This is a genomic window from Arthrobacter sp. TJ-265 (genome assembly GCF_058269135.1).
This window is the reverse complement of sequence record NZ_JBZCND010000002.1, coordinates 575562-594885: the sequence shown is the minus strand read 5'-3', so window position 1 is coordinate 594885 and position 19324 is coordinate 575562. Positions and strand designations below refer to the sequence as shown.

Here is a 19324-nt window from a genome sequence, read left to right as displayed (position 1 = left end):
ATGAGCATGGAGGGCGCGGCGTGGAGCTCGCTGTACAAGATCTCGACGGCGAGGGACAACAGGCACGGCTTCTCCCGGGAGACGGTGCGCCGGATCCTGACCTTCGCGGTGCCGTACCGCCGGAAGCTGGTGCTCTTCATCCTGCTGTCCGTGGCCGGGGCGTTCCTGGCCGTCGCGACGCCGGTCCTGGCCGGTCAGGTGGTCGACGTCATCGTCGCCGGCGGCGAGGTCCGGACGATCGTATGGCTCGCGTCCATCATCGCGCTGGTCGCCGTCGTGGACGCCGGGGTGTCCCTGCTCACCCGCTGGTACTCGTCGCGCATCGGCGAGGGAGTCATCCTGGACCTGCGCACCGCCGTGTTCAACCACGTGCAGAAGATGCCCATCGCCTTCTTCACCCGGACGCGGACCGGGGCCCTGGTCAGCCGCCTCAACAATGACGTGATCGGCGCGCAGCAGGCGTTCAGCGGCACGCTGTCCGGTGTGGTCACGAACCTCGTGGCGCTGGTCCTCACCCTCGCCGTCATGCTCAGCACCTCCTGGCTCGTGACCGTGCTCGCCGTCGTCATGCTGCCCGTCTTCCTGGTGCCGGCCCGTCGCATGGGCAGCCGCCTCGCCGCGCTCCGCCGCGAGGCCGCGGACCACAACTCGGCCATGAGCACCCAGATGACCGAGCGCTTCTCGGCGCCCGGGGCCACCCTGGTCAAGCTCTTCGGCCGGCCCGACGAGGAGGCCGAGGAGTTCCGCGTCCGCGCCGCCCGCGTCCGGGACATCGGGGTGCGCACGGCGATGCTGCAGTTCGTCTTCTTCACCGCCCTGATGCTCGTCTCCGCGCTGGCGCTCGCCCTGGTGTACGGACTCGGCGGAACCCTCGCGCTCGCGGGCCAGCTCGACACGGGCGAGGTCGTCACCCTCGCACTCCTCCTCACCCGCCTGTACGCGCCGCTGACGAGCCTCGCGAACGCGCGCGTCGAGATCATGAGCGCGATCGTCAGCTTCGAGCGGGTCTTCGAGGTGCTGGACCTCGAACCGCTGATCCAGGAGGTGCCCGACGCCGCCGCCGTCCCCGCCGGCCCCGTGTCCGTCGAGTTCGACGACGTCCGCTTCGCCTACCCCTCGGCCGACAAGGTCTCCCTCGCCTCCCTCGAGGAGGTCTCGACACTCGACACCCGGGGCGGCGAGGAGGTGCTGCACGGGGTGTCCTTCCGCATCGAACCCGGCCAGACCGTCGCGCTCGTCGGGACCTCCGGCGCCGGCAAGTCGACCATCGCGCAGCTCCTGGCGCGGCTGTACGACGTCGACAGCGGCGCGGTGCGCCTGGCCGGTGCCGACGTCCGGAACGTCACCTTCGCCTCGATGCGCCACACGCTCGGCATGGTGACCCAGGACGGCCACCTGTTCCACGAGACCATCCTCTCGAACCTCCGCCTCGCGCGCCCGGAGGCCACGGAACACGAGGTGTGGGACGCCGTGCGCCGGGCCCGGCTGGAGCCGCTGATCCGCTCCCTGCCCGACCAGCTCGACACCATGGTGGGCGAGCGCGGATACCGGCTGTCCGGCGGTGAGCGCCAGCGCATGACCATCGCGCGCCTCCTGCTCGCACAGCCCCGCGTCGTGATCCTCGACGAGGCGACGGCCGCGCTGGACTCGACGTCGGAGGCCGCCGTCCAGGCGGCCCTGAGCGAGGCGCTCGAGGGGCGGACCGCCATGGTCATCGCGCACCGGCTCTCGACGATCCGCAGTGCGGACCTGATCCTCGTGGTGGAGGACGGGGCGATCGTGGAGCGCGGGACGCACGACGAGCTGCTGGCGGTCGGCGGTCGGTACGAGGAACTGCACCGGACGCAGTTCGCCGTCCAGAAGAACGTGGCCGTGGACGAGGAACCCGAGGCCCTGAGCGGCGTCTAGGCGTCGGGTGGGGGCCGCGAGGAGCCTGCCTCAGCCGTTGGGGGTGATCCCCCTGGCTCCGATGCATCTGCCCGCCCCGGGGGTGCCTAGACTGAGCGATGATCATCGTTCTCGCCGGCATCGACGGGGCAGGCAAGAGCACCGCGGGCCTGCTGCTCGCGGAGCGGCTGAGGGCATCCGACCGCCCTGCGATCTTCACCATGAACCGGTCCGGCCGACGCAGCATCACCGGCTGGTGCAGCCGCCGGAACATCAGCCCGCCGGTGGCCGTGCTGGATGCCGTGGAGACGTCGATCCGCTGCGTCAACGTCCTGCTCGCCCACGCTCGGGCCGGTTCCCGTTCCGGGGTCGTCGTCATGGACCGGTACCTGTACTGCCAGCTCGCGCTCCGGCGCCTCCGGGGACTGCCGGCTGGCAGGCTGCTCCCCTTCCTCCTCGCGGTCCTGCCCACCCCGGGGCTGGTCGTCTATCTCGACGTCCCCGCGGACCTCGCGCATGCCCGGATCGCCCGCCGTGCCCTGGACATCGAGACCCTCGAGCATCTGACCGGTCTCGATGCCGCGTACCGGCAGTTGAGCGTCTTCCCGACCTTCCTCGTCCTCGACGCGAGCCGCACGCCCGAGCAGCTCGTCGAGGACATCCTGCAGGAGCTCGGGGTGTGCGGGGCAGGACTCCGTTGACGCTCCTCCGACAGCAGGTGCCGTCCCGGGGAGGGGCGCCGGGTCAGCACACGCCCTGACGCCGACGCGGCCCGCGATCCCCGAGGAGTCGGGGGACGACGTAGTCGGTCAGCAGGGGAGCGAGGTCGGGGCGTCCGGCCGCGTCGCGGAGGTCGAGCCAGGAGATCTCCTCGATCTCGGCCGCCGGGAGCGGTTCGGCCGTCAGGGGGCAGAGGAAGACGGTGGCGACCAGCCGGGTGTCCGCCTCGTTCGCGGCCGGCCCTTGCCAGGTGCCGAACAGGCGGAGGTCCCGGGGCCCGACGCTCAGGCCCAGTTCCTCGGACAGTTCGCGTGCGCCGGTCTCCTCCGGCGTCTCGCCCGGTTCCGGTTTGCCGCCGGGCTGCATGAACAGGGTGGTCCCGCGCTTCCGGACGAGCAGCAGGCGGCCGTCGTCGTCGAGCAGGCACAGGGCGGTGACGGTGATCGTGGGGGCCTCAGCCACGAAGCATGACGTCCACCTTCCCTGCTCGGAGCGCGGCGGGCGGACGGACTCCACGGCCCTTCCCCGTCGTGCGTCCCGCTGTGGTGCCCCTGGCCGGAATCGAACCGACGACCTTCCCTTTAGGAGAGGGACGCTCTATCCTACTGAGCTACAGAGGCGCGGATCGGCTGGTGTACCCGATCCGGCGGTCCCAGCTTACCTGCTCTTCGTTCCGGGTTCTGCGCCCCTGCCGCCCGCCGCGCGGAGTGTCCGCGGCAGGAACACGGAGGCGGCACCCGCCACGAGGCTCAGCCCCAGCAGCACCCATCGCATCACCGTCAGCGTCGAGGCCAGCGCCACGGCGCCGGGACTCGCCTCCGCGAGCACCGCGTCGATCGCGATGTTCTCCCACAGGTCGACGACGACGAACAGGATCACGGGGGACCACAGCAGCCAGCGTAGCCAGCGGCGTCCGACGTTGAGCTGGACCAGCAGGAGCCAGGCGAACGCGAAGATCAGCGGGAACAGGGTGCCGGCCGTCCGGTGGAGGTAGCTCAGCTGGCCGCGGGCGTCGTCGTCCATGGACCCCCGCAGCCGTTCCACGTACCCGGCGTCGTAGCCGCCGATCATCATGTCGGGCATCGCCAGCCCTCCCGAGAGCTGCGTCATCTGCCCGAGCGTGAGCAGGTGGAAGTACCAGAAGAGGAAGAGGGAGGCCACGGCGGCGGCGATGAGGACCAGGCTGCCGTTGGAGCGTTGCCGGTCCGCCCGTGGCACCTCGGGCGCGGCAGAGGCGCCGGTGGAATGCTTGCGTGCGATCTGAGCCCTGGTTCTTGCCATGACTGAAGTATGGGCGACGATCCGCCTCCGCAGATCATCCCCGGAACACCACGTGAAGGGCGTTGCCAACCCGTGGCTTTTTCCCGCCGGACCGAGCCTGTGATTGCGCTCACGCGCGAAGAACGCTTTCCTATAAGGATGTCCTTCACAACAGCGCTACCCATGACCACTGTGACCGAGGAGGTGGGCTGGCTCGCGAGCATCGACGCCGCCATCAACGCGGTGTTCGAACCCGTCACCGAGGTTTTCTCGACGATCGTGTTCTTCCCCATCACCATCGGTGACGTGAGCTTCCCGTTCGTCGTGCTGTGGCTCATCGCGGCGGGCGTGATCTTCACGGTGTACTTCGGCTTCATCCAGTTCCGGGGGCTGAAGGTCGGGTACGAAGTGGTCCGCGGCCGATACTCGTCGAAGGACGACCCCGGGGAGGTGCCGCACTTCCAGGCGCTGACGTCGGCGTTGTCGGGGACGGTCGGGCTGGGAAACATTGCCGGCGTCGGCGCGGCCATGGCACTCGGTGGCCCCGGTGCGACCTTCTGGATGGTTCTTGCCGGACTCCTGGGCATGGCGACGAAATTCGCCGAGTGCACGCTCGGCGTCAAGTACCGCGAAGTCCACGAGGACGGGAGCGTCAGTGGTGGGCCCTTCCGGTATCTGCCCATCGCGTTCAGCAAGTTCGGGAGCATCCCGGCGAAGATCCTGACCGGTATCTTCGCGGTGGCCATCCTGATCTTCGGCGTGGCCGGCGGCAACATGTTCCAGGCGAACCAGACCTTCGCCCAGGTCCAGAACGTCACGGGCGGCGCCGACGGACTCCTCGGCAGCCCCGGAGCCGCGCTCATCTTCGGCCTCGTGCTCGCAGGCCTCGTCGCCGTGGTGATCCTCGGCGGCATCAAGTCCATCGGAGCCACCACCAGCCGGCTCGTGCCGGCGATGGGGCTCGTCTACGTGGTGTCCTGCCTCCTCGTCATCCTCGTCAACCTCGGACAGGTTCCCGCTGCCATCGCGTCGATCTTCGCGGGCGCGTTCAATCCCCAGGGAATCGCCGGCGGTATCCTCGGCGTCATGATCGTCGGGTTCACCCGTGCAGCGTTCTCCAACGAGGCAGGGCTCGGCTCCGCCGCGATCGCGCACTCGGCAGTGAAGACCCGCCGCCCGGTCAGCGAGGGCTTCGTCGCACTCTTCGAACCGCTCGTCGACACGGTGCTCATCTGCACGATGACGGCGCTGGCGATCATCATCGCGGGCGCACCGAGCCTCCAGGCCGGAATCGATCAGGTGCAGGCGGGCGAAGGAACGCCGGACGGAGTCATCCTCACGTCGGACGCCTTCGCCACCGTGTTCCCCTGGTTCCCCGTGGTCCTCGCCATCGCGGTGTCGCTCTTCGCCTACTCCACGCTCATCACGTGGTCCTACTACGGGCTCAAGTCATGGCAGTACCTGTTCGGGCGCGGCAAGACCACGGAGATCATCTACAAGGTCATCTTCCTGTTCTTCACCGTCGCCGGGACCGTGCTGACCTTCAGCCAGGTCATCGGCTTCGCCGACGCGGCGCTGTTCGTCTGCGGTTTCGTCAACCTGCTCGGCGTGTACTTCCTGCTCCCCGTCATCAAGCGGGAGATGCGTGCGTACCTCGCGGATCGCAAGAGCGGCAAGCTGGCGATCCTCGGGATCGAGACGGACGAGCTGCAGGCCGAGAAGTAGTACCCCACCCCTACGACCCTGCCCCCGCCGGTCCTCCGGCGGGGGCAGTCCTGTGCCCGGGACGGTACTCCGTGGGTGTCGGGGGCACGGCCTAGACTTGAGGCACCATGGACATGCTCTTCGATCCCTACGTCTCCCCGCCCACGCCCGCCGAGAAGAAGCGTGCCCGGGACGCGGCGACAGCAGCGTCCCCCGAGGCGGCCGACCCGGCCACGGAGCACGTCCCCTCCCGCGCCGGCGTGGACGAGCACCGTGCCCGGGAACTCCTGCTCGGGCTGAACCCCCAGCAGGAGGAAGCCGTGAAGCACGGGGGAGCGCCGCTGCTGATCGTCGCCGGCGCCGGTTCGGGCAAGACCCGCGTGCTCAGCCACCGGATCGCCTACCTGCTGGCCACCGGCCGCTCGCACCCGGGGCAGGTCCTCGCCATCACCTTCACGAACAAGGCGGCCGCCGAGATGCGGGAACGCATCGAGGGCCTGATCGGCGACGTCGCGAAGCGGATGTGGATCTCCACGTTCCACTCCTCCTGCGTGCGGATCCTCCGCCGCGAGGCCGCCTCCGTCGGCCTCAACTCGAACTTCTCCATCTACGACTCCGCGGACACGCTGCGCCTCATCACGCTCGTGGCCAAGGGGCTGGACCTCGACCCCAAGAAGTTCGCGCCCAAGGCCATCCAGCACAAGATCAGCGCACTCAAGAACGAGCTCATCGACGAGGAGACGTTCGCCTCGACCGCCGGCCTGTCGGATCCCTTCGAGCAGGCCGTCGCCGAGGTCTACACGGGCTACGCCCAGCGCATGCGCCGGGCCAACGCCATGGACTTCGACGACCTGATCGCCCAGACCGTCTACATGTTCCGGGCCTTCCCCGGCGTGGCCGACTACTACCGGCGGCGCTTCCGCCACGTCCTCGTCGACGAGTACCAGGACACCAACCACGCCCAGTACGCCCTGGTCCGGGAGATCGTCGGCGTGCCGGGCGAATCCACCGAGGACCCGGCGGAGCTGACCGTCGTGGGGGATTCCGACCAGTCCATCTACGCGTTCCGCGGCGCCGACGTGCGGAACATCGTCGAGTTCGAGAACGACTACCCGAGCGCCCGCACCATCCTGCTCGAGCAGAACTACCGCTCCACCCAGAACATCCTCACCGCCGCGAACGCGGTCATCTCCCGGAACCCCGACCGGCCGGAGAAGCGGCTGTGGACGGCCGAGGGCAGCGGCGAGAAGATCGTCGGCTACGTGGGCGAGAACGAGCACGAGGAGGCCCGCTTCATCGCCGAGGAGATCGACCGCCTCCAGGACGAGGACGGCATCCGGCCCGGTGACGTCGCGATCTTCTACCGCACCAACGCCCAGTCACGGTCCGTCGAGGAGATCCTGCTGCGCGTCGGCCTGCCCTACAAGGTGGTCGGCGGGACCCGCTTCTACGAGCGCAAGGAGATCAAGGACGCACTAGCGTACCTGCGTGTCCTCGTGAACCAGGACGACGTCGTCAACCTGCGCCGCATCCTCAACGAACCCAAGCGCGGCATCGGCGACCGCGCCGAATACGCCGTCGCGTCCCTGGGCGAACGCGAGCGGATCAGCTTCATGGAGGCCCTGCGGCGGGCCGACCACGCGCCGGGCATGGCGACGCGCTCCGTCAACGCGGTGACCGGTTTCGTGAAGCTCATCGACGACCTCGCCGAGGTCGCGAGCGGTTCGGGCGCCTCGGCGGCCCTCGAGGCCGTCCTGGAGCAGACCGGCTACCTGGAGCAGCTGCGCACCAGCAACGACCCCCAGGACGAGTCCCGGGTGGAGAACCTGGCCGAGCTCGTCGCCGTCGTCCGCGAGTTCGAACGGGACAACCCCGAGGGCACGCTGGGCGATTTCCTCGAGCAGGTGGCCCTCGTGGCCGACGCCGACCAGATCCCCGATGCCCCGGAGGGCTCGGCCGCGGACGTGCAGCGCGCCGTGGAGGAGGCCCGACGCCAGGGCGTGGTCACCCTCATGACACTGCACACCGCCAAGGGTCTCGAGTTCCCCGTGGTGTTCCTCACCGGCATGGAGCAGGGCATCTTCCCGCACCAGCGCTCCGCGACCGATCCGAAGGAACTCGCCGAGGAGCGGCGCCTCGCCTACGTGGGCCTGACCCGCGCCCGGCAGCGGCTGTACATCACGCGCTCCGAGGTGCGCAGCATGTGGGGCCAGAGCCAGTACAACCCGGCGAGCCAGTTCGTCAGCGAGATCCCCGAGGAGCTCATCCACTGGAAGCGCGAGGGCGCGGCGAAGCCGGCCTGGACCTCCGGCGGCGGCAGTGCAGGCGGCCCGCGGTTCAGCGGGTCCTACTGGGGCGCGAGCGGCGGCGGGTTCTCCGGCGGCACCCCGGCGCCGTCCAGGAGCGTCGGGCGCGTGCAGCCCCAGAAGGAGGTCGTGTCCGTCGCGGTCGGCGACCACGTCAACCACACGAGTTTCGGCAACGGCACGGTGCTGTCCGTCGAGGGAGCGGGCGACAAGACCGTGGCCAAGGTCCGGTTCGACGTCGGCGAGAAGCGGCTGCTCCTGCGCTACGCGCCGCTCACCAAGGTGGCCTGACCCGCTCCGACCGCCGTCGGGACCCGTTAGCAGTTCCCGAGGCGCCGGCGCAAATTTCTACAGGAGATAGAAGTGTGCCCTTCCTCACTAAACCGATAGTCTGGGGAAGGCCTCGGGCCCGAGGGGCTAAAGTTCCCTCTTGTAAACCTACTTCGACGTAGAAGGACACTAGCTAAGTGGACCTGTTTGAATATCAGGCGCGCGATCTCTTCGAGGCACACGGGGTTCCCGTGCTTGCCGGCATCGTGGCGCAGACCCCGGAAGAAGCAAAGGCAGCAGCCGAGAAGATCGGCGGTGTCGTGGTCGTCAAGGCCCAGGTCAAGGTGGGCGGTCGCGGCAAAGCCGGCGGCGTCAAGGTCGCCAAGACCCCCGATGAAGCCTTCACCTACGCTTCGGACATCCTCGGGATGGACATCAAGGGACACACGGTCCACAAGGTGATGATCGCCCAGGGCGCGGACATCGCCGAGGAGTACTACTTCTCCGTGCTGCTCGACCGCTCCAACCGGAACTACCTGGCCATGTGCTCGGTGGAGGGCGGCGTGGAGATCGAGCAGCTCGCCGTCGAGCGCCCCGATGCCCTCGCGCGCATCGCCGTCGACGCCGGGACCGGCATCGACCAGGCCAAGGCCGAGGAGATCGTGGACGCCGCGGGCTTCGCCCCCGAGCTGCGCGACGGCGTCGTCCACACCATCCTCAAGCTGTGGGACGTCTTCGTGAAGGAGGACGCCACGCTCGTCGAGGTCAACCCGCTCGTGAAGACCGGCAACGGTGACATCCTCGCGCTCGACGGCAAGGTCACGATCGACGAGAACGCAGGGTTCCGCCACGCGGACCACGCCGCGCTCGAGGACACGGACTCCACCGATCCGCTCGAGGCGAAGGCCAAGGAACACGACCTCAACTACGTCAAGCTCGACGGCGAGGTCGGCATCATCGGCAACGGCGCCGGGCTCGTCATGTCGACCCTCGACGTCGTCGCCTACGCCGGCGAGGCCCACGGCGGCGTGCAGCCCGCCAACTTCCTCGACATCGGCGGCGGAGCCTCGGCCGAGGTCATGGCCGCCGGTCTCGACGTCATCCTCAACGATGCCCAGGTCAAGAGCGTCTTCGTGAACGTCTTCGGCGGCATCACCTCGTGCGACGCCGTCGCGAACGGCATCGTCAAGGCCCTCGAGATGCTCGGCGACGAGGCCAACAAGCCCCTCGTGGTGCGCCTGGACGGCAACAACGTCGAGGAGGGCCGACGCATCCTCGCCGATGCCAACCACCCGCTGGTCACGCTCGCCGACACCATGGACGAAGGCGCCGACAAGGCTGCCGCGCTGGCCAACGGAAAGTAAGGGAACACCCGTATGTCTATCTACCTCAACAAGGACTCCAAGGTCATCGTCCAGGGCATCACCGGCGGCGAGGGCACCAAGCACACCGCCCTCATGCTGAAGGCCGGGACGCAGGTCGTCGGTGGCGTCAACGCCCGCAAGGCCGGCACCACGGTGACCCACGGCGACGTCACCCTCCCGGTGTACGGCACGGTCGAGGAGGCGAAGAAGGAGACCGGCGCCGACGTGTCGATCGTCTTCGTCCCGCCGGCCTTCACGAAGGATGCCGTCGTCGAGGCCATCGAGGCCGGCATCGGGCTCGTCGTGGTCATCACCGAGGGTGTCCCGGTGCAGGACTCCGCCGAGTTCTGGGCGCTCGCCCAGTCGAAGGTCGACGCGGACGGTCAGCAGATCACCCGCATCATCGGCCCCAACTGCCCGGGCATCATCACGCCCGGAGAGTCCCTCGTGGGCATCACGCCCGCGAACATCACGGGCAAGGGTGGCGTGGGCCTCGTCTCGAAGTCCGGCACGCTGACCTACCAGATGATGTTCGAACTCCGCGACCTCGGCTTCTCGACGGCCATCGGCATCGGTGGCGACCCCGTCATCGGGACCACGCACATCGACGCCCTCGCGGCCTTCGAAGCGGATCCCGAGACCAAGGCCATCGTGATGATCGGTGAGATCGGCGGAGACGCCGAAGAGCGTGCCGCCGACTTCATCAAGGCGAACGTCACCAAGCCCGTCGTCGGCTACGTCGCGGGCTTCACCGCCCCCGAAGGCAAGACCATGGGCCACGCCGGCGCGATCGTCTCCGGGTCGGCCGGGACCGCGCAGGCCAAGAAGGAAGCCCTCGAGGCCGCCGGCGTCAAGGTCGGCAAGACGCCGTCCGAGACCGCCAAGCTCCTCCGCGAGGTCTACGCGACACTCTGATCCCCGTGATCCCAGAAGCCTCCCCCGCACCCGAGCGGGGGAGGCTTTTGCGTCGGAGGGACCGGAGACCCCGGAGCGGGAACCGGAGGACGATCACCAGCAGGAGGTGACGGCATGAGCAACGTGACCAGCAACGGCACGGCCGCCACTGCGGCCGACGGGCGTCGGCAGCGCGCACACCTCCGGCGCGCCACGTGGGTGGCGACCCTCGGCGGACTGCTGTTCGGGTTCGACACCGGCGTCATCAACGGTGCGCTGCCGTTCATGGTGGACGATCTCCGTCTCGGCGCCTTCGCCGAAGGCCTCGTCGCGAGCTCGCTCGTCTTCGGGGCCGCGTTCGGCGCCCTCCTCGGAGGCCGGCTCGCCGACGCCTACGGACGCCGCCGGATGCTCATGGTGCTCGCGGCCGTCTTCCTCGGGGGGACGCTGGGCTCCGCCCTCGCCCCCGATGTCACGGTCATGGTCACCTCACGGCTCATCCTCGGGCTGGCGGTCGGCGGGGCCTCGGTACTCGTCCCGATCTTCCTCGCCGAACTCTCCCCGGCCGCCCGGCGCGGGCAGGTGGTGACCCGCAACGAACTCATGATCGTGACGGGCCAGCTCCTCGCGTTCAGCAGCAGCGCGTACCTGGGCGGCGTCTTCGGCGACAGCCACGGCATCTGGCGGTGGATGCTCGTCCTGGGGACGCTCCCCGCCATCGGCCTCTGGATCGGCCTGCACTTCGTCCCGGAGAGCCCCCGCTGGCTAGCGGCCCGGGGCGCGTTCGGGTCCGCCCTGCGGGTCCTCGAGACCCTTCGCCCGCCGGCCGCCGCGCAGGGCGAGTTCGCCGCACTGAAGGCGCTGGCCATCGAGGACCGTGGGCAGGACCGCGCGAGCGTCGGCGACCTGCGCGAGCCCTGGCTCCGCCGCATCGTCGTCGTCGGCCTCGGTCTCGCCGTCATCCAGCAGATCACCGGCGTGAACTCGATCATGTACTACGGGACGCGGATCCTCGACGTCGCCGGGTTCGGCACGCAGGCGGCGCTCACCGCGAACATCGCGAACGGGGTCATCTCGGTCGCCGCGACCTTCGTCGGCATCTGGCTGCTCGGCCGGGTGGGGCGCCGCCCCATGCTGCTCGTCGGGCAGATCGGGACGACGTCGGCCCTCCTCGCCATCGGCCTCGTCTCCCTCCTCGTGCCCGAGGGTACGGCCCGGGGCTTCCTGGTCCTGGCCCTCACCGTCACCTTCCTGGCCTTCCAGCAGGGCGCGATCTCCCCGGTGACCTGGCTGATGCTGGCCGAGATCTTCCCGATGCGGCTACGGGGCCTCGGCATGGGTGCGGCGGTCTTCGTCCTGTGGATGGTCAACTTCGCGGTCAGCCTCAGCTTCCCGATCCTCATGGACGCCGTCGGGATCTCGAACACCTTCTTCGTGTTCGTGGTCCTCGGCGTCGCCGCGATCGTCTTCGCCCGCCGCCACGTCCCCGAGACCCGCGGGAAGACCCTGGAGGAACTGGAGCACCAGTTCAAGGAGACGGTGGACGGCCGGCGGCGGTAGAGCCTCCGGCACGCGGCTTGTAAGGTGACGGAAGGGGACAATCGATTGCGTCAAGCAAGCTTCTAGGAGATCACCATGCGTGCGACCATCATCCACGGGCCCGGCGACATCAGGGTCGAGGACCGGGACTACCCGAGCATCATCCGTCCGACGGACGCCGTCGTGCGGGTCACGGCGGCCTGCGTCTGCGGCTCCGACCTCTGGCCGTACCGGGGCGTCCGGCCCACCAAGGAACCCAAGGCGATCGGTCACGAGTTCGTCGGCGTCGTGGAGTCCGTGGGCGACGACGTCCGCGACATCGCGGTGGGTGACTTCGTGATCGCGCCGTTCGTGGACAGCTGCGGCGCGTGCCCGCAGTGCCTCAACGGCGTGACCGTGGCATGCGACCACCTCGTGGGCTGGGGCAGTACGGACGAGCACGGAGACTTCGTGCAGGGCGCGCAGGGCGAAGCCGTGCGTGTCCCGCAGGCCGACGGCACCCTGCGGAAGGTGGACGGCGTGACCGAACCCGACGCCGCCCTGACGGCGAGCCTGCTGACCCTCTCCGATGTGATGTCCACCGGCCACCACGCCGCCGTGTCCGCGAACGTCGGCCCGGGCAGCACCGTCGTCGTCGTGGGTGACGGCGCCGTGGGACTGTGCGGGGTGCTCGCCGCGAAGCGGCTGGGGGCCGAGCGCATCATCGCCATGTCCCGCCACACCGACCGGCAGGAGCTCGCCCGCGAGTTCGGCGCCACGGACATCGTCGCCGAGCGCGGCGACGAGGGTGTCGAGAAGGTGCGCGAGCTCCTCGGGGGTGTCCTCGCCGACTCCGTCCTCGAGTGCGTGGGTACGAAGGAGTCCATGGACCAGGCGCTGCGCAGCACGCGCCCCGGCGGTCACCTGGGCTTCGTCGGCGTCCCCGCCGGCGGACCGGAACTGCCCATCGGCGTGCTCTTCGCGAAGAACATCACCGTGGGCGGCGGGATGGCACCGGCCCACACCTACATCCCGGAGCTGCTGAAGGACGTCCTCGACGGGACCATCAACCCGGGCCGTGTCTTCGACGTCGAGATGCCCCTGGAGGACGCCGCGGAAGCGTACAGGGCCATGGACGAGCGCCGCGCCATCAAGGTGCTCCTGAAGCCCTGACCGCAGGACGTTCCGAGACCGAAGGGCCCTCCGCGTGGGGGCCCTTCGCCGCCGCCGCCCGGTCCTGGCTGCCGGCGGACGGCGGAGCGGGCAGAATGAGGGGATGACGACGACGCCCGGCACGGACTCCGCCTACCTCATCTCCAGGGAACGCCTCATCGCGGCGCCCGCCACCCGCATCTTCGAGGTCCTCGCGACACCCGCCCTGCACAGCGTCATCGACGGGTCCGGGACGGTCCGCGGCGAGCAGCCCAACGGGCCGGCCCGGCTGTCCCTGGGGGCGAAGTTCGGGATGGACATGACGATGGGGACGTCCTACAGGATCCTGAACCGCGTGGTCGAGTTCGAGGAGGGCCGCCGGATCGCCTGGCGCCACTTCTCCGCCCACGTCTGGCGGTACACGCTCGAACCGCGGGACGGCGGGACGCTCGTGCGCGAGGAATGGGACGGGCGCGCCGTGCGGTGGCGCTTCGTGTTCAGGCTCACCGGCTTCACCCGCCGGCATCCGGCGAGCATCGAAGCGACGCTCGGGAAGCTCGAGGACTACGTCCTGCAGCAGCACGACCCCGCGTAGGCGACCCGGACCCGGGTGCACACCCCGATCCCGTCACGGTGTGCGCAGTTCCTCGGGCTCCACGACGATGTCCACCAGGGCGCCGTTGCGCCACACCGTCATCTCCATCCGGCGTCCGATCGCCGTCTCGACCATCAGCCGCTGAATGCCCGTCGCGCTGCGGACGGGGAAGCGGTCGAGTGAGACGACGACGTCACCCGCACGTGCCCCGGCACCTGCTGCAGGGCTGCCCGCGACGACGGATGCCACCTGCATCCCGGTGGGCGCCCCGACACGAGCCGCGAGCTCCGGGGTGAGGGTGATCTGGGCTCCGACCACCCCCAGCCACGCGCGTCGGACGCGTCCCCTGGTGATCAGCGCGTCGATGATCTCCCGGGTGGTCGGGTTGATCGGCACGGCAAGGCCGAGTCCGATGCCGGCGACGGCGGTGTTCACTCCGACCATGCGGCCCGCGCTGTCGGCCAGCACACCTCCGCTGTTGCCCGGATTCAGGGTCGCGTCCGTCTGGATGACCTCGTCCACGACGCGCCCTGACAGGGTGGGCAGTGACCGGCCGAGCGCGGAGACGATGCCCGCGGTGACGCTGCCGGCCAGGCCGAGCGGGTTGCCGAGCGCCACCACGAGCTGCCCGACCCGGAGGCGGGTCGCATCCCCCCACGGGACCGGTGGCGGCGTGCTCCCCTCCGCCTGGAGTACCGCGAGGTCCGACAGCGGATCCCTGCCCACGACGCGCGCGGGCAGGACGGATCCGTCGCCGAACGCGACCTCGGTGCGCTGTGCGCCGGCCACCACATGAGCGCTCGTCAGCAGGTGCCCCTCCGTGGAGATGACGGACGCGCTGCCCGCACCCGCGCCGCGGGCGGTACGCACGGAGACCGCCGCCACCGACGGCAGTGTGGACTCGGCGATCCGCACGACCGCTGCCGAATATGCGTCGAGAGCCTCCTGCTCGTCCATAGGGACCATTGCAGCACCGCCGCGGCGGTGGAGGAACGGCGTTCGCGCAGGGCGCATGCACCCGCGGGTCCGGCGCGCGTAGCCACGGCCCGGCATCGTCGAGGGGGTAAGGACCACGGCCGGCTTCGGGGGCCCGCGCGCCGGGAGGACGCCCGGATCAGGCCACCGACGTGCCGAACAGCAGGCCGAGCCCGTAGGTCACGGCGGCCGCACCGAGTCCGATACCCAGTTGCCGCAGGGCCAGCCGCAGGGGCGAGGCGCCGGACAGGAGGGCGACGACGGCCCCGGTCGCCATCAGCGCCAGACCCACCAGGATGCAGGCGACGACGACGGCGAGGACACCGCTCAGACCCAGCAGGTACGGCAGGACGGGGATGATCGCGCCGGACGCGAAGAAACAGAAGCTCGAGGCGGCGGCCCCGAGGCCGGTGCCGACCGCCTCGTGCTCGTCGACGGCGTCATCCTCCTCGGGCTGGAGCGAGAAGCTCGGATCGCAGTCGCAGCCGAACAGGCCCAGGCGTTCCGCCGCGCGGTGCTCCGCGGCGGCGGGCGTCATGCCCCTCGCGCGGTACACCAGCACCAGCTCGTTCGCGGCGATGTCGAGTTCCTTGGCCGCGGTCAACGTGATCTGCGTGGGGCGCGTCGCGGACAGGAGTTCGCGCTGGGACCGGACGGACACGTACTCGCCGGCACCCATCGACAGGGCGCCGGCCAGCAAACCGGCCAGCCCGCTGAACAGGATGAACGACGTCGAGACGCCGGTCGCCCCGATGCCCATGACCAGCGCGAGGTTGCTGACGAGGCCGTCGTTCACCCCGAACACGGCGGCACGGAAGTTGCCCGAGAGCCGGTTGCGGCCGCGGGTCGCGAGCCCGCGCACCACCTCCTCGTGGATCTGCTCGTCGGCGGCCATCGCGCTCGTGGCCGAGGGGTCCGACGCGTAGGGGGAGCGGCTTTCGGCCCTCTGCGCGAGGGCGAGGACGAAGACGGAGCCGAAGCGCCGGGCGAGTACCCCCAGGAGCCTGTTGCGGACGGAGGGCCGCAGGGGCCGTCCGGCGTCCTCGCCGAGGAGCGCGAGCCAGTGTGCCTCGTGGCGGCCCTCGGCCTCCGCGAGTCCGAGCAGGATCTCGCGTTCCTCACCGGTCCTGCGCCGGGCGAGATCGCGGTAGGTGGCCGCCTCGGCGCGTTCGTCCGCGAGGTACTGGCGCCAGCGCTTCACGTCGTCGCGGGACGGGGGCTGTCCGAGTGTGTTCTCGGGGGTGTTCTCGGGGGTGTTCAAGGAGGTGCTCCGGGTGTTCGGGGCATGTGCACACCCGATCCGAAGCGGGAAACTTCGGCCGGGGTCACAGATGCGTCATATCGGCCGAAGGTCTCGCTCGCCGGTTCCACCGGTGGACTGCCGGGTACCGATGGCACCAGTATGTCGACAGGCCGCGCACCCCATGGGTGCGGAGCTACTCCCCTTCGACCGACAATGCTACCGGATGGGGTGGTGTCCGTCGTGGTCTGCTCCCCGGGTGCCGACGGTAGGTTCGAGTACCGGAAGGCCCCGGCCGCACGCTACAGTCGAACCGATAACAGAAAGCAGGCTTATGGATTTGGCAGCCCGCCCCTGGGTCGAAAGCTACGCACCCGGTGTGCCCCGATCCTTCGGCGTGCCCGAGGGCACCCTGTCCGACCTCCTCGACGCGTCGGTAGCGGCCCACGGCCCGAGCGCGGCCCTCGAGTTCTTCGGCGCCACGACGACCTACGGGGAGCTGGGCGCGGCGGTGGCCCGGGCGGCGGCCGGCCTCCGGTCCCTCGGCGTCGGGGCGGGGGACCGCGTGGCCCTCGTGCTGCCGAACTGCCCCCAGCACATCGTGGCGTTCTACGCCGTGCTCCGCCTCGGCGCGATCGTCGTCGAGCACAACCCGCTGTACACGGACCGCGAGCTGCGGCACCAGTTCGAGGACCACGGCGCCAAGGTCGCGATCGTGTGGGACAGGGTGGTGCCGAGCGTGCAGCGGCTGCCGGCCGACATCCCGGTCGCCTCCGTGGTGTCGGTGGACCTCATCGGCGCCATGCCCGCCTCGCGCCGACTCGCGCTCAAGCTCCCCGTGCGACGCGCGCGCGAAGCGAGGGCTGCACTCACCACGCGGGAGGGACTCACCGGCCCCCGCAACGTGGTCGCGTGGCGGGACCTGCTGCACCGCCGGCCCCTGCCGGGCCGGCACCCGCGGCCCTCGGCGGAGGACACGGCGGTCCTGCAGTACACGAGCGGGACCACGGGTGTCCCCAAGGGCGCCATCCTCACGCACCGGAACCTGCTGGCGAACGCGGCCCAGGGGCGGGCCTGGGTGCCGGGCCTCGACGTCGGCCGCGAGACCGTCTATGCCGTCCTGCCCATGTTCCACGCCTACGGGCTGACGCTGTGCCTGACCTTCTCCATGAGCATCGGTGCGAAGCTCGTCCTGTTCCCGCGCTTCGACGTGCCACTGGTCCTCGACGCCGTCCGGAAGAGCCCACCCACCTTCCTGCCGGCGGTGCCCCCCATCTACGACCGGCTCGCGGCCGGCGCTGCCGAGCGCGGCGTGGACCTCCGCAGCATCCGGTTCGCGATCTCCGGGGCCATGAACCTCCCGCAGGCCACGGTGGAGACCTGGGAGGCAGCCACGGGCGGCTACCTGATCGAGGGCTACGGGCTCACCGAGACGTCCCCCGTCGCGGCCGGCAATCCGATCGGCCCCACGCGCCGGCCCGGCACGATCGGGGTACCGTTCCCGGGCACCGACGTCCGCATCGTCGACCCGGAGGATCCCCGCAAGGACCGCGCCCCCGGCGAGGCGGGGGAGCTGCTCCTGAAGGGGCCCCAGGTGTTCCAGGGCTACTGGCGGCGACCCGACGAGACCGAGGACGCCCTGCTCGACGGCGGCTGGTTCCGGACGGGGGACATCGTCCGGATGGACGACGACGGCTTCCTGACGGTCGTGGACCGCATCAAGGAACTCATCATCACGGGCGGTTTCAACGTCTCGCCCAGCGAGGTGGAGGGCGTCCTCCGGGCGCACTCCAGCGTGGCCGACACCGCCGTGGTGGGCCTCCCGCGGGACGGCGGCGGCGAGGACGTGGCCGCCGTCGTCATGCTCGCGCCGGGCGCCGCCCTCGACGTCGAGGCACTGAGGGCGTCATGTCGCGGCGCGCTCGCCGCCTACAAGGTTCCACGCACTATCGTGCAGGTGGAGGACCTGCCCCGATCGCTGATCGGCAAGGTCCTCCGCCGCGAGGTGCGTTCCCAACTGATCAATGATGGCCATCGGGCCGAAGGAAAAGGTGACGGTCGATGACCCAGTCCACCGATGCGCGGCCGGAGACGGCCGCCGCGAAGGGCCCCTGGCATGACAGCCTCGGCAACGCCAGCATCCGGGCGGCGCAGGTGCTCCTGCTGCTGGTCCTGGGTGTAGTGGCCGTGTACGCACTGATCCAGGTGCGGCTCGTGGTGATCCCGATGCTGCTCGCGATCATCCTCGCGGCCGCGATCGGGCCCTTCGTCCTCTGGCTGCGGCGGAAGGGCTGGGGCGCATCCGCGGCCACCGGTGTGTCGTTCCTGCTGCTCCTGCTCCTTTTCGGCGGGCTCATCACGGGCATCGTGTTCGCCGTCGTGGGACAGGCGGGAGAGCTTGCCACCAGCGCGTCGGAGGGCTTCGACCAGCTCTACGCCTTCGCGCAGAACGGCCCCATCCCCATCGACGACGCACAGATCCAGCAGGCGCGTGATTCGGTGGTCGACTTCGCGACCAGCAGCACCGCGGGCGCCGGGGCCATCTCGGGCCTCAGCGCGGCGGGGAACTTCTTCGCCGGCGGCCTGCTCATGGTGGTCATCCTGTTCTTCTTCCTCAAGGACGGCGAGAAGATCTGGGCATTCATGCTGCGGGCCTTCAAGGGCAAGCGGCTCGTCAAGGCCCGGCGGGTCGGCTACAGCAGCATGGCCGTCCTCGGTGGCTACGTGCGCGGCACGGCGATCGTGGCCCTGGTCGATTCGGTGTTCATCGGTGGTGCGCTGCTGGTCCTCGGGGTCCCGCTCGCCCTCCCGTTGGCGGCCATCGTCTTCATCGGCGCCTTCATCCCCCTGGTCGGTGCCACCCTGGCCGGCGTCCTCGCGGCCCTGATCGCCCTCGTGGCCAACGGACCGTTCGTCGCGCTCATCGTCATCATCGTGGTCATCGTGGTCAACCAGCTGGAGGGCAACTTCCTGCAGCCGGTGGTCATGGGCCGCACGCTGCAGGTGCACGCCCTCGTCATCCTGTTCGCCCTGACCGCCGGCACCATCCTGGCGGGCATCATCGGTGCCATCCTCTCCGTCCCGGTCGCCGCGGTCATCTGGGCGGCCATCAAGGCCTGGAACGGGGAGAAGGACGAGGAGATCACGCAGGACGAGGTCGAGGAGGCCGAGGTGCAGACGGCCCTCGACGAGACGGGCCACGGGCTGAGCTCGACCCCGAAGGAGGAGCAGGAGGCCAAGAAGGCGGCCGCCCTGGTCGCCATCGACGATGCGGACACGCGCCCGACCACCCAGGAGCGCAGGACCGAAGGGCTCGACGATGGCGATGACGACGACCTCCCGACCGGCCCGGCAGGCAGCACCGGCACCACCGACGGCACCGACGGCCGCTCCGGCCGTCACGGGGGATCGTCGCCCGTGACGCGCTGAGGCCTGCGGG

General features: G+C 70.1%; 15 protein-coding genes and 1 tRNA gene. 11 read left to right on the top strand and 5 right to left on the bottom strand.

Annotation, left to right across the window (positions count from 1 at the left end; all coding sequences use genetic code 11):
* Positions 1 to 1908: an ABC transporter ATP-binding protein gene (locus AC4D2E_RS11300; RefSeq protein ID WP_104168736.1), complete on the top strand. Its 1908-nt coding sequence runs from the start codon at positions 1 to 3 to the stop codon at positions 1906 to 1908.
* Positions 1909 to 2006: 98 nt separating this feature from the next.
* Positions 2007 to 2588, top strand: coding sequence for a dTMP kinase (locus tag AC4D2E_RS11295; protein ID WP_490952684.1), 582 nt, complete (start codon positions 2007 to 2009; stop codon positions 2586 to 2588).
* Between the two features lie 43 nt (positions 2589 to 2631).
* Here AC4D2E_RS11295 and AC4D2E_RS11290 read toward each other — a convergent pair whose 3' ends face one another.
* From AC4D2E_RS11290 to AC4D2E_RS11280, 3 genes are all read right to left on the bottom strand, one after another.
* Entirely contained in the window at positions 2632 to 3069 is a 438-nt protein-coding gene (locus AC4D2E_RS11290; RefSeq protein WP_490952683.1) for an NUDIX hydrolase, read from the bottom strand.
* Between the two features lie 81 nt (positions 3070 to 3150).
* Positions 3151 to 3227, bottom strand: a tRNA-Arg gene (locus AC4D2E_RS11285).
* 37 nt (positions 3228 to 3264) lie between these two features.
* Complete coding sequence (locus tag AC4D2E_RS11280; RefSeq protein ID WP_104168734.1) at positions 3265 to 3888, bottom strand: hypothetical protein; 624 nt, start codon at positions 3886 to 3888, stop codon at positions 3265 to 3267.
* Positions 3889 to 4050: 162 nt separating this feature from the next.
* Here AC4D2E_RS11280 and AC4D2E_RS11275 point away from each other — a divergent pair, with 162 nt between their 5' ends.
* From AC4D2E_RS11275 to AC4D2E_RS11245, 7 genes are all read left to right on the top strand, one after another.
* Positions 4051 to 5592, top strand: a complete 1542-nt coding sequence (locus AC4D2E_RS11275) for an alanine/glycine:cation symporter family protein (RefSeq protein ID WP_258069999.1) — start codon at positions 4051 to 4053, stop codon at positions 5590 to 5592.
* A gap of 107 nt (positions 5593 to 5699) precedes the next feature.
* Positions 5700 to 8168, top strand: a complete 2469-nt coding sequence (gene pcrA / locus AC4D2E_RS11270) for a DNA helicase PcrA (protein WP_490952682.1) — start codon at positions 5700 to 5702, stop codon at positions 8166 to 8168.
* Positions 8169 to 8344: 176 nt separating this feature from the next.
* On the top strand, positions 8345 to 9511 hold the full coding sequence (gene sucC / locus AC4D2E_RS11265; RefSeq protein WP_104168731.1) for an ADP-forming succinate--CoA ligase subunit beta: 1167 nt from the start codon (positions 8345 to 8347) through the stop codon (positions 9509 to 9511).
* Positions 9512 to 9523: 12 nt separating this feature from the next.
* Entirely contained in the window at positions 9524 to 10426 is a 903-nt protein-coding gene (gene sucD / locus AC4D2E_RS11260; protein WP_104168730.1) for a succinate--CoA ligase subunit alpha, read from the top strand.
* 114 nt (positions 10427 to 10540) lie between these two features.
* Positions 10541 to 11965: a sugar porter family MFS transporter gene (locus tag AC4D2E_RS11255; RefSeq protein WP_490952681.1), complete on the top strand. Its 1425-nt coding sequence runs from the start codon at positions 10541 to 10543 to the stop codon at positions 11963 to 11965.
* A 75-nt stretch (positions 11966 to 12040) separates the two neighbouring features.
* Positions 12041 to 13096, top strand: coding sequence for a zinc-dependent alcohol dehydrogenase family protein (locus AC4D2E_RS11250; protein WP_490952680.1), 1056 nt, complete (start codon positions 12041 to 12043; stop codon positions 13094 to 13096).
* Positions 13097 to 13199: 103 nt separating this feature from the next.
* Complete coding sequence (locus tag AC4D2E_RS11245; protein ID WP_490952679.1) at positions 13200 to 13670, top strand: SRPBCC family protein; 471 nt, start codon at positions 13200 to 13202, stop codon at positions 13668 to 13670.
* A gap of 33 nt (positions 13671 to 13703) precedes the next feature.
* On the opposite strand, the gene AC4D2E_RS11240 is transcribed toward AC4D2E_RS11245, so the two are convergent.
* Both AC4D2E_RS11240 and AC4D2E_RS11235 read right to left on the bottom strand, forming a co-directional pair.
* Positions 13704 to 14627 (bottom strand): S1C family serine protease, encoded by a 924-nt coding sequence (locus AC4D2E_RS11240; RefSeq protein WP_490911048.1) that lies wholly within the window; start codon positions 14625 to 14627, stop codon positions 13704 to 13706.
* A gap of 157 nt (positions 14628 to 14784) precedes the next feature.
* The gene (locus AC4D2E_RS11235) at positions 14785 to 15906 is read right to left on the bottom strand and encodes a VIT1/CCC1 transporter family protein (RefSeq protein ID WP_490911047.1); all 1122 of its coding nucleotides are present in this window, start codon (positions 15904 to 15906) and stop codon (positions 14785 to 14787) included.
* A 313-nt stretch (positions 15907 to 16219) separates the two neighbouring features.
* On the opposite strand from AC4D2E_RS11235, the gene AC4D2E_RS11230 reads away from it, so the two are divergent.
* Both AC4D2E_RS11230 and AC4D2E_RS11225 read left to right on the top strand, forming a co-directional pair.
* Positions 16220 to 17950, top strand: a complete 1731-nt coding sequence (locus AC4D2E_RS11230; RefSeq protein ID WP_490952678.1) for a long-chain-fatty-acid--CoA ligase — start codon at positions 16220 to 16222, stop codon at positions 17948 to 17950.
* Positions 17947 to 19314 (top strand): AI-2E family transporter, encoded by a 1368-nt coding sequence (locus tag AC4D2E_RS11225; RefSeq protein WP_490952677.1) that lies wholly within the window; start codon positions 17947 to 17949, stop codon positions 19312 to 19314. Before AC4D2E_RS11230 ends, AC4D2E_RS11225 begins: the two co-directional genes overlap by 4 nt.
* The last annotated feature ends 10 nt before the right edge of the window (positions 19315 to 19324 follow it).

Excerpts from the sequence above, each read along its gene's own strand:
- AC4D2E_RS11300 (WP_104168736.1), top strand. The coding sequence starts at position 1 with ATGAGCATGGAGGGCGCGGCGTGGAGCTCGCTGTACAAGATCTCGACG.
- AC4D2E_RS11295 (WP_490952684.1), top strand. The coding sequence starts at position 2,007 with ATGATCATCGTTCTCGCCGGCATCGACGGGGCAGGCAAGAGCACCGCG.
- AC4D2E_RS11280 (WP_104168734.1), bottom strand. The coding sequence starts at position 3,888 with ATGGCAAGAACCAGGGCTCAGATCGCACGCAAGCATTCCACCGGCGCC.
- AC4D2E_RS11275 (WP_258069999.1), top strand. The coding sequence starts at position 4,051 with ATGACCACTGTGACCGAGGAGGTGGGCTGGCTCGCGAGCATCGACGCC.
- pcrA (WP_490952682.1), top strand. The coding sequence starts at position 5,700 with ATGGACATGCTCTTCGATCCCTACGTCTCCCCGCCCACGCCCGCCGAG.
- sucD (WP_104168730.1), top strand. The coding sequence starts at position 9,524 with ATGTCTATCTACCTCAACAAGGACTCCAAGGTCATCGTCCAGGGCATC.
- AC4D2E_RS11255 (WP_490952681.1), top strand. The coding sequence starts at position 10,541 with ATGAGCAACGTGACCAGCAACGGCACGGCCGCCACTGCGGCCGACGGG.
- AC4D2E_RS11250 (WP_490952680.1), top strand. The coding sequence starts at position 12,041 with ATGCGTGCGACCATCATCCACGGGCCCGGCGACATCAGGGTCGAGGAC.
- AC4D2E_RS11245 (WP_490952679.1), top strand. The coding sequence starts at position 13,200 with ATGACGACGACGCCCGGCACGGACTCCGCCTACCTCATCTCCAGGGAA.
- AC4D2E_RS11240 (WP_490911048.1), bottom strand. The coding sequence starts at position 14,627 with ATGGACGAGCAGGAGGCTCTCGACGCATATTCGGCAGCGGTCGTGCGG.
- AC4D2E_RS11230 (WP_490952678.1), top strand. The coding sequence starts at position 16,220 with ATGGATTTGGCAGCCCGCCCCTGGGTCGAAAGCTACGCACCCGGTGTG.
- AC4D2E_RS11225 (WP_490952677.1), top strand. The coding sequence starts at position 17,947 with ATGACCCAGTCCACCGATGCGCGGCCGGAGACGGCCGCCGCGAAGGGC.